The organism is Amycolatopsis sp. WAC 01376 (assembly GCF_003947415.1).
Taxonomy (GTDB): Bacteria; Actinomycetota; Actinomycetes; order Mycobacteriales; family Pseudonocardiaceae; genus Amycolatopsis.
In genome coordinates this window covers 208,348-217,982 of sequence record NZ_QHKL01000004.1, presented here as the reverse complement: position 1 = coordinate 217,982, position 9,635 = coordinate 208,348, and the positions used below count along the sequence as shown (strand labels likewise).

General features: G+C 70.2%; 8 protein-coding genes. 4 read left to right on the top strand and 4 right to left on the bottom strand.

Features of this window, described 5'->3' with window-relative positions; all coding sequences use genetic code 11:
- The first annotated feature begins 62 nt into the window (after positions 1–62).
- Positions 63–1,094 carry a metallophosphoesterase gene (locus DMH03_RS23840; RefSeq protein ID WP_233611605.1) on the top strand — a complete coding sequence of 344 codons (1,032 nt, stop codon included), beginning with the start codon at positions 63–65 and terminating at the stop codon, positions 1,092–1,094.
- 193 nt (positions 1,095–1,287) lie between these two features.
- Here DMH03_RS23840 and DMH03_RS23835 read toward each other — a convergent pair whose 3' ends face one another.
- The 3 genes from DMH03_RS23835 to DMH03_RS23825 form a co-directional block, all read right to left on the bottom strand.
- Positions 1,288–2,373 carry an iron-siderophore ABC transporter substrate-binding protein gene (locus tag DMH03_RS23835; RefSeq protein WP_125794231.1) on the bottom strand — a complete coding sequence of 362 codons (1,086 nt, stop codon included), beginning with the start codon at positions 2,371–2,373 and terminating at the stop codon, positions 1,288–1,290.
- Positions 2,374–2,486: 113 nt separating this feature from the next.
- Positions 2,487–4,244, bottom strand: coding sequence for an ABC transporter ATP-binding protein (locus DMH03_RS23830; protein WP_125794230.1), 1,758 nt, complete (start codon positions 4,242–4,244; stop codon positions 2,487–2,489).
- Positions 4,241–5,926 (bottom strand): ABC transporter ATP-binding protein, encoded by a 1,686-nt coding sequence (locus tag DMH03_RS23825; RefSeq protein WP_125794229.1) that lies wholly within the window; start codon positions 5,924–5,926, stop codon positions 4,241–4,243. Before DMH03_RS23825 ends, DMH03_RS23830 begins: the two co-directional genes overlap by 4 nt.
- Before the next feature lie 105 nt (positions 5,927–6,031).
- Here DMH03_RS23825 and DMH03_RS23820 point away from each other — a divergent pair, with 105 nt between their 5' ends.
- Together DMH03_RS23820 and DMH03_RS23815 are read left to right on the top strand one after the other, a co-directional pair.
- Positions 6,032–7,075: an iron ABC transporter permease gene (locus DMH03_RS23820; protein WP_125794228.1), complete on the top strand. Its 1,044-nt coding sequence runs from the start codon at positions 6,032–6,034 to the stop codon at positions 7,073–7,075.
- Positions 7,076–7,098: 23 nt separating this feature from the next.
- Positions 7,099–8,136 carry an iron chelate uptake ABC transporter family permease subunit gene (locus DMH03_RS23815; RefSeq protein ID WP_125794227.1) on the top strand — a complete coding sequence of 346 codons (1,038 nt, stop codon included), beginning with the start codon at positions 7,099–7,101 and terminating at the stop codon, positions 8,134–8,136.
- On the opposite strand, the gene DMH03_RS23810 is transcribed toward DMH03_RS23815, so the two are convergent.
- The gene (locus tag DMH03_RS23810; protein ID WP_125794226.1) at positions 8,117–8,968 is read right to left on the bottom strand and encodes a DMT family transporter; all 852 of its coding nucleotides are present in this window, start codon (positions 8,966–8,968) and stop codon (positions 8,117–8,119) included. The genes DMH03_RS23815 and DMH03_RS23810 overlap by 20 nt on opposite strands.
- A 132-nt stretch (positions 8,969–9,100) precedes the next feature.
- Between DMH03_RS23810 and DMH03_RS23805 the strand changes: the two genes are divergently transcribed.
- Complete coding sequence (locus DMH03_RS23805; RefSeq protein ID WP_125794225.1) at positions 9,101–9,625, top strand: DinB family protein; 525 nt, start codon at positions 9,101–9,103, stop codon at positions 9,623–9,625.
- Positions 9,626–9,635 lie beyond the last annotated feature (10 nt).

Genomic DNA, 9,635 nt, shown 5'->3' with positions numbered 1-9,635 from the left:
GGACTTGCGTTGTTCAGAAGCGCGACCGAATCCGGCCATAAAACGTGAGTAGCGTTCGGGTTATGGATCGAAGAGCGTTCATGGTGGCCGCCGGTGGTGCGGCGGCAGGGGCAGCGATGCTGCCGGGTGAGGCGGAGGCGCAACCCCAGGGGCAAGCGAAGTGGGGACCGCACTGGCCGGTCGTCCGCTTCAACATCCTCAGCGACATCCAGGGGGATCTCGCCGACTTCGGCAAGGCGCTCGACGACCTGCACGCGATCAACCCCGGCAGCGCGGGACTCGGTATCGCGGGGGACCTCACCCCGCGCGGCTACGACTTCGAGTACGCCCAGCTTCGCTCGACCTTCGACAAGCATCCGCATCCGCGCGAGGTCGCGTGGGCCATCGGCAACCACGAGTTCTACGTCCCGAAGTGGCGGGACCCCGACACCCTCGCGCAGGAGACCTGGCCCAACGGGACGACCGAGGACTCACTCTTCCGCAGCTTCTACCGGTTCGCGGGCCGCAACACCGTCTACTCCGAGACGTCGTTCGGCGGTGTTCCGGTGCTCTGCCTCGGAACCGAGCAGTACGCGAAGTACCACGACCCCAAACTGTGGGACGAGGTCTGGATGAGCGACCGGCAGTTCACCTGGCTCGAACAGCGCCTCCGGTACTGGTCGAACCGGCGCAGCCCGGTGATGGTGCTGACCCATCATCCGCTGCCCAACACCGTTTCCGGTACGCACAACAAGCTCTACCGGTCCGATTACCTCCAGCCCGACAGGCTGCTTTCGATCCTCGGCCGCCACCGGGACGTGTTCCTCTTCTCCGGGCACACGCACTGGGATCTGAACCTGTCGGACTGGGTGGTCCGCCGGGTGGTGCCGGGCACCGGGAATCTCGAAGGGTTCACCGTCGTCAACACCGCCGCCGTGCAGACCGGCTGGACGGACGACGGCAAGGGCGGGGAAGTGTCCCTAGGCGGCGCGTTCAACCAAGGGCTGCAGGTCGAGGTCTCACCTGGCTCGGTGGTCATCAAGGCCCGGGACTTCACCACGAAGACCTGGTTGAAGCAGATCACCGTTCCACTGCACAACTTCTGGGGTTCGTGAGTGGTAATCATCGCCAAGGATGTAGCTACATGGATTCCGGCTGCGGTTGATGTCAGGCCCGGTCCGTGAAGGCCCCCTTCCCTCGGCTCAGCCGAGGAAACTCGACCTTCACATCTTGCGCGAGTACATGAAGGACCCCTTCCTTGCGCCAGGCGCAAGGAAGGGGTCCTTCATGTACTCAAGAGGAAACGGCTCAGTTGGCCGGTTTGACCTCGGTCTTCGGGTCACCGTCGACCGCGGCGGCGAGCTGCGGGACGATCCGGTCGATCACGTACGGCAGGCTCAGCACGGTCACGAAGGAGACCGCGCTGCCATAGGTGCCTTCGTTCTCGATGAAGACCTCACGCTTTTCCTTCGACACCTTCAGTCCGCTGTAGAGCGCGTCCTTGCCGAGGATCTCCTGCGCCTTGGCCGGGGTGTCGATGAGCCACACGAGCGCGTCGCGGTCGAGCAGGTCGGTCCGTTCGGCGCTGAGGCTCTTGCCGAACTTGTCGCCGATGGCGGCGTCGAGGTCGGCGGGCAGCTTGAAACCGAGCGATTCGAGGATGTGCGAGCGACCGTCCTGGCTGCCGTAGACGAAGTAGCCCTCGTAGGTCGACGCCATCAGGGCCGACTTGCCGGCGAACTCCGGGTGGTCCTTGCGAGCCTGGGCGAACTTGTCCTCGACGCCCTTGACCAGTTCGTTCGCCTTGGTGGCGCGTCCGACGGCCTGGCCGACCTTCTTGGTCGCCTCGTTCCAGGGGATGCCGTAGTCGTTGTACTCCTTGGGCTGCGCGACGACCGGGACGCCGATCTGGCTCAGCTTGTCGTACTGCTCCTTGGTGAGCCCGGAGTACAGCGCGATGATCAGATCCGGCTTCAGCGCGGCGATCTTCTCGTACTGCGGTCCGTCCACGTCCTTGAGGACCTCGGGCAGCGCGGCGCCGCCGAGCTTGTCGGTCGCCCACGGGCCGATGGTGCCGGGGAACTTGCCGAGCCAGTCGGTGACACCGACCGGGACCACGCCCAGCGCCAGCAGCGCGTCCTGCTCGGTCAGGCCGACCGTGACCACACGCTTGGGCTCCTGCGTGATGGTGGTGCTGCCGTACTTGTGCTCGATCGTCGTCGGGAACGCGTTCGCGTCCACCGCGGAGCCGGCGGAGTTCTGCGCGGCCGGGGTGGCCGACTCGCCGCCTCCTCCGCACGCGGTGAGCGAGGCGGCCAGCACCAGGGTGGACGCCAGCAGGCCGGCGGTCTTCAGGCGCCCGCGCACGGCGGAGAGGGTGGGGATTCGGGCCATCATCCGTCCTTCGTGATCGGCGGTCCGGCGCAATGCCGGATTAATCGAGAATCAGGTTTGGCTAACCTAAGACGCGGACCGCCCGATTGCAACCGGTGACGGTGCGTCCCGGGTCACGTCCGTGAACGGTTGTCCGACCATGCCGCCCAAAGCGTTGCGTACTGACCACCGGAGGCCACGAGCTCCTCGTGTGTCCCGCTTTCGACGATCACGCCCGCCTCGAGCACGACGACGCGGTCCGACGCAGCGGCCTGTGTCAGCCGGTGCGCGACGACGAGACCGGTCCGGCCTTCCAATGCGGCGGCCGCGGCGGCTTCGAGGGTTTTCGCGCCCGCGCTCCCGGCTTCGGCGGTGGCCTCGTCGAGGATCGCGATCGGCGGGTCCGCGAGGACCAGCCTGGCCAGCGCCAGCTGCTGGGATTGGGTGACGGTCAGCTGGTGCCCGCCTTCGCCGACGACGGTCGCGAGACCTTCGTCCAGTGCCTCGGCCCAGCCGCGCGCGCCGACTTTTTCCAACGCCGCCAGCAACTCCGCGTCGGTGGCGCCGGGGCGGGCGAGCCGGAGGTCGTCCGCCAGCGAACCGGCGAAGACGTGCACCTCCTGGCTGATCAGCGCGACGGCCTGCCGGGTGGCGGACGGCCCGAGCTCGTCGAGCGGAACGCCGCCGACGGCGATCGTCCCGGAGTCCGGGGTGTGGATCCCGGCGATCAGCTTGGCGAGCGTCGTCTTCCCGGCTCCGCTCGCGCCCACCAGCGCGACCCGTTCACCGGGGGAGAGGCTGAGGTCGACGTCCCGCAGCACCGGATGTCCGTCCACATAGGAATGACAGAGCCCGGCCGCCTTCACCGACGCGTCAACGGGTTTCGCGGGCAGCTCGGGTTCGCGCGGGGCTGGCAGATCGGCGACACCGACCAGCCGGGCGAGGCTCGCGGCGGCCGCTTGCGCGTCGTCCACCAGCGCCAGCGCGCTGTTGATCGGACCGAACAGGCTGTGGAAGTATAACGCCGCCGCCGTCGCCGCGCCGACGGTCACCGCGTCGGCGCCCACCAACAGGAACCCGGCCGCGAGCACGGCCGAGAGGCCCACGAACTCGGCCAGGTTGAGCCGGGCGAAGAACTTCGTCATCAGCCGCACACCGCGCAGCATCAGGTCCATCGCGCCCTCGGACCGCTGCCGGACCCGCTCGACGTGGGCGTCGGCGAGCCGGAACGCGCGGACGGTCTTCGCGCCGCCGATCGTGTCGAGCAGTTGCTGTTGCTGTGAACCGGTCGCGATCCGCTGCTTCGCGTACAACGGCACGGCGTTGCGGACGTACCAGCGCACGGTGTGCAGCTGGATCGGCGTCGCCAGCAACGCGGCCAGCAGGAACCGCCAGTCGAGGACGGCGAGCGCGCCGAGGGTCAGCACGATGGTGAGCACCGACCGGCCCAGTTCGGGCAGGGCCTCACGGACCGCCCTCGCGACCACCGTGACGTCGTTGGTGACGCGAGCGGTCAGGTCGCCGGAGCCCGCGCGTTCGACCTGCTCCAGCGGGAGACCGAGCGCCCGGTCGACGAACCGTTCGCGCAGTTCCGCCAGCAGCGTTTCGCCGAGCTTCGCGGTCAGCGAGACACCCAGTGCCGTCGCGATCGCCTGCCCGACGGCGACCAGCACCAATGCCACCACGGGGGTGGTCAGTTCGGTCGCGGGCCGTTTTTCGATGACCAGATCGACGATGTGGCCGAGCAGGCGTGCGGTGAGCAGCCCGATCGCGGTCGCGCAGACGAGCATCGCCAGCGCGCCGGCGGCACGGGCCTTCGAGGTGCGGAGCAGTTCGCCGAGGACCGCGCGGATCCGCTTGCCGTCGGCGGTGGGGAGCAGTTCGCGCGTCATGACAACACCGCCGCGCGGTAGTCGGCGCGGTCGCGGGCGAGTTCGGCGTGGCCGCCCTCGCCGGTGATCCGGCCGCCGTCGAGGACGACGACGCGGTCCGTCACGGCGAGCAGGGCGGGGCTCGTGGTCACCAGGATCGTGGTCCGTCCTTGTCGTAGCCGGGCGAGCCCGGTGGCGATCTTCGCCTCGGTCACCGTGTCCACCGCCGTCGTCGGATCGTGGACGACGAGCACCGGCGCGTCCGCGGCGAGCGCGCGGGCGAGCGCGACCCGTTGCCGCTGCCCGCCGGAGAGGGAACGCCCGCGTTCGGTGACCGCGGTCGCGGTGCCGTCCGGCAACGCCGCCGCGACCTCGTCCGCGGCCGACGCGGCCAGCGCGTCGCCGGATTCGCGGCCACCGGCGTGGACGTTCTCCGCCAGCGTCCCTTCGAACAGGTCCGCGTCGTGCGCGGCGACCAGGACGACCTCCCGCACCCGGTCCGGGTCCACAGTGGACAGATCGACGCCGTCGACGTGGACCTGGCCCTCGGCGGGATCGCCCGCACGGCCGAGGCAGTCGAGCAGATCGGTCGCGGCGGCCGGATCGGCGGCGACGACGCCGATCAGCTGCCCTGCCGGGATGTCGAGGTCGACCCCGCGGAGGCTGCGGTACGACACCTGGGTGAACTTGACGTTCCCGCCGGCGGGGGCGGGGAGTTCGCCGTCACCCGGTTCGACCGCCACAGGCGTGGTCAGCAGGTCGGCGACCCGGGACGCCGACGCACGGCCCTGCGCCAGTTCGCCGTTGACCCACGAGAAGATCAGGAACGGGGTGAGCAGGAACTGGGCCAGCCCCACCGCGGCGACGAGATCGCCGACACTGATCGCCCCCGACGACGCGAGATGCCCGCCGACGAGGGCGACGACCGCGATGAAGACGCCGGTCAGCGCCAGCACCGCGCCGTCGTGCCACGCCTTCGCCCTTGCGGCGCGCAAGGTGGCCTTGAGCGAGTTCTGGCTGGTGTCCCGATAACGCGCGACGGCGGCGGGCTCGGCGCCGATGCCCTTGAGCACCCGCAGGCCGGAGACCAGATCCGTGGCGACGCCCGAAGCGTGCGCGGAGCGCTCCTGTTCGGCCTCGCTGCGGCGTTCCAGCGGCTTGCCGATGAGATGCGCGAGGTACAGCAGCGGAGGCGTGCCCAGGAGCACGAGAAGACCCAGCGGAAGCGAGATGCGCAGCAGGGCGACGGCGCTGACCAGCACCCCGGCGAGCGCGGCGATCCCGAACGGCAGCGCCGCGTTCACCACGCCGACCCGCTGCGCGTCGCTGGTGCCGATGTTGACCAGTTCACCCGCCAGCTTGCCGTTTTCGGCGCCACCGCCGGGATGCAGGACGCGGCGGCTGATCGCGATGCGGAGATCGTGCGCCGCCCGCAGCGAGGCGCCTTCGGCCGCTCTCGCGGCGAAGCGGTAGCTGTAGGACAGTCCCGCGAAGACCACGCCGAGCACGGCGAGCCAGAACACGAGCGTGCCCGCGGAACCGCCGGCGACCGCCTGGTCGATCACCACCCCGATGATCACCGGGACGAGTGCTTCACCGCCTTGATGTCCGGCGGCGAGCACGGAAGCGAGCGTGACTCGACGTCGCTGCCCGGAGATGGCCTGGCGCAGGACGCTCCGGCTGGTGGTGGCCGTTGCGGACACCGGCGCCTCCGTGGGTCGGGGGTAGGTAAGGCTAGTCTAAGTAGGTAGCTCGTTGAGGTGAACTCCGGCGTTCGGTTAGCCTCGCCTCACTCGAAGGGAGGCTCCGTGGTCGTCACCGAACGCGCGCCCGCCGCGGCGTCCCCGCCCAGCGCGGCGGCACGGACGTTCCGCGCGGGCGGTCTGGTGGTCGGGCTCGCCTTGCTGGCGCTCGTGTTCCTGCTCAGTATCTGGGTGGGGTCGAAGAGCATCCCGTTCACCTCCACCTGGTCGGTGCTGTGGCACAACGACGGCTCGACCGAAGCGGTGATCATCCACGACCTCCGCATCCCGCGGACCCTGCTGGGCGTGGTCGTCGGCGTGGCGCTCGGCCTCGCGGGCGCGGTGATGCAGGCGTTGACCCGGAACCCGCTCGCCGACCCCGGCCTGCTCGGCGTCAACACCGGCGCGTCGGCCGCGGTCGTCTCGGGGATCGCGTTCGTCGGGGTCACCGGCGTGCTCGGCTACATCTGGTTCGCCTTCGCCGGGGCGGCGATCGCGTCGGTAGTGGTGTACGTCCTCGGCTCGGCGGGCCGCAGCGCCACCCCGGATCGGCTCGTGCTCGCCGGTTCGGCCGTCATGGCGGTGCTCCAGGCCTACATCGTCGGGATCCTGCTGCTGATGCCCGAGACGTTCAACCAGTTCCGGTTCTGGAACGTCGGTTCGCTCAGCGGCCGCAAATGGGACGTGTTCTGGCAGATCTCGCCGTTCGTGGCGGTCGGCGCGCTCATCGCGCTGCTGCTCGCCCGGCCGCTCAACATCCTCGCGCTCGGCGACCAGACCGGCAAGGCGCTCGGCGCCCACATCGGCCGCACCCGCGTGCTGGGCGCGATCGTGGTGACCCTGCTCTGCGGCGCGGGAACCGCGGCCGTCGGGCCGGTCCTGTTCCTCGGGCTCGCCGTGCCGCACGCCGCGCGCATGCTGGTCGGCCCGGACCAGCGCTGGGTCCTGCCGTACTCGATGCTGCTCGCGCCGATCGCGCTGATCGGCGCCGACGTCGTCGGCCGCGTGCTGAACCCGCCGGAGGAACTGCAGGCGGGCATCGTCGTCGCGTTCCTCGGCGCGCCGGTGTTCATCGCGCTCTGCCGCCGCAGGAAGCTGGCCCGCCTGTGACCGCGACCAAAGACCACCCACCGATGAGCACCCGCGTCCTGCGCACCCCGGGTGGCGGACTGTCCCTGCGCGTGACCCCGCGGGCGGCGATCGTCGTCACCCTGCTGGCCGTCGCCGTGTTCTTCGTCGGTGCGGTCAGCATGACCACCGGCGACTACCCGTTGTCCGTCGGCGAGGTCATCCAGACGCTGTTCGGCTTCGGCGACCGGAGCACCGAGTTCATCGTGACCACCCTGCGGCTGCCGCGGCTGCTGACCGCGTTGCTGGTCGGCGGAGCGCTCGCGGTCAGTGGCGCGATCCTGCAGAGCCTGTCCGGGAACCCCTTGGGCAGTCCCGATTTCATCGGCTTCACCGAAGGCGCCGCCGCGGGCGCGTTGCTGACGATCATCGTCGTGCACGGCGGCATGCTCCAGGTGTCGCTGGGCGCGCTGGTCGGCGGCGTCGTCACCGCGGCCTTGATCGCGTTGCTCGCACTGAAAGGCGGCGTGCACACCTTCCGGCTGATCCTCGTCGGCATCGGCGTGAACGCGATGCTCATCGCCTTCAACTCGTACCTGATCACCAGGGCCGCCTGGCAGGACGGCCTGGCTGCCCAGGCATGGCTGGTCGGCGGGCTCAACGGACGTGGCTGGGAGCACGTCGTGCCGGTCGCGATCGCCATCGCCGTCCTGCTCCCGCCCGCCTTGGTCTACGGCAGAAGGCTTTCCCTGCTGGAGATGGGTGACGACTCGGCCAAGGGGCTGGGCGTGCCGGTGCAGCGGAGCCGGGTCGTGCTCCTCGCGGTCAGCGTGGGGCTGTGTTCGATCGCCACGGCCGCCGCCGGTCCGATCGCGTTCCTGGCGCTCGCCGCGCCTCAGCTGGCGAAGCGGCTCACGCGGTCTTCGGGACCCGTGCTGGCCGCGGCCGCGCTGATGGGCATGCTCTTGCTGGTTTCGAGCGATCTGATCACTCAGCAGTTCCTCGCCGGCCTGCCCGTCGGTCTGGTGACCGGGGCGATCGGCGGGCTGTACCTCGCCTGGCTCCTGGTGTCCCGGCGCGGGGTCAGCCGAGCTGCGCGCTGACCGGCTCGATCGGCGCGGGCTCGCCGAAGCGGGCCAGCGCCAGCGCCGCCGACACCGCGAGCACGAACCCGACCGCCGCCACGGCCGCGAACCCCGGTCGCGTGGTGTCGCCGAGGACGAGAACCCCGATCAAGGAAGGGAAGACGGTCTCGCCGATCACCATCATCGCGGTCGAGGTGGTGACACTGCCGCGTTGCAACGCGGTGGCGTAGAACAGCATCGCCAGCGCGCCCGCCACGGCCAAGGTGTAGACGGCGGGGTCGGTCAGCAGATCCAGCGGAGCGAGGCTGGTGAGCACGCGGCCGGACAGGGCGACCACGCCGAAGCACAGGCCAGCGATCAGGCCCAGCGCGGGCGTCCGGATCCGCCGCGGCGCGCGGCCGGCGAACATCCCGGCCGTGCCGAGCACCACCACCGCGCCGATCAGCACGAGCCGGAAACCCAGCCCGGTCGCCGACGAGCCTTCGCTCTCCGCCGACATCCCGAGCAACGCGAGCCCCGCGCAGACGACCGCGACCGCCGTCCATTCGCGACGTCCCAACCGGACGCCGAGCGTCCTCGCCGCGACCGCGGTCACGGCGAGGCTTCCCGCCAGCGCCGCCTGGACCACGAACAGGGGCAGCACGCGCAGGGCGGCGAGCTGGGCGACGAACCCGATCACGTCCAGTGCCAGCCCCGCGACGAACTTCCACTGCCGCAACACCCGCACGAGCAGCCGGGGATCGACGCGGTCCTCGGTGCCCGAGGTCGCTTTCGCGGCGATCGCCTGCATCACCGAAGCGACGCCATATGCACAGGCCGCGAAGAACGCGCAAGCCAAACCCCACCACATGAACCACGAGCCTAGTCCTGCGGTGCCCACACGTAACTCGCGTGATTGGGCGCGTAACTCACGAGTTACGCCTCCAATCACGCGAGTTACGCCTTCGATCACGCGAGTTCGCCGTTTGTGTACAGTGACCGCATGTCGAACACGAGTTCGAGTGCGGCCGAGCCGGTGGAGCGAGCCTGGCCGGCGGGGGTCGCCGAGGACGAAGCCGGGCTTCAGTGGGACTTCCTGCGTTTCCTCCGCGCCACGGCGGTGAACAAGGTCGCCGGGCTGACCAGGGAGCAGGCGGCCGCGACCCCGCTGACGGCGTCCCCTCGGATGAGCGCGCTGGGACTGCTCAAACATCTGACCGCCGTGGAGCGCTGGTGGCTGTCGATCGAAGCGGGCGGCGCCGAGCTGCCTTCGTTGTGGGAAGGCTCACCGGATCCGAGCTGGGACCTGACCGAGGACGACGACCCGCGTTCGGTCGTCGAGGCGTACCGCGCCGAGTGGGCGCTTTCGGAGTCGTCGCTGGCCGGGGCCTCGCCGGACGACCGGGCGCGCCGGTCGGGGGAGTTCACCGTCCGCTGGGTGCTCGCCCACGTCGTCCAGGAAACGGCGCGGCACGTCGGGCATCTGGACATCCTGCGGGAGCTGGCCGACGGAACCACGGGGGAGTAGCGCCGTAAGG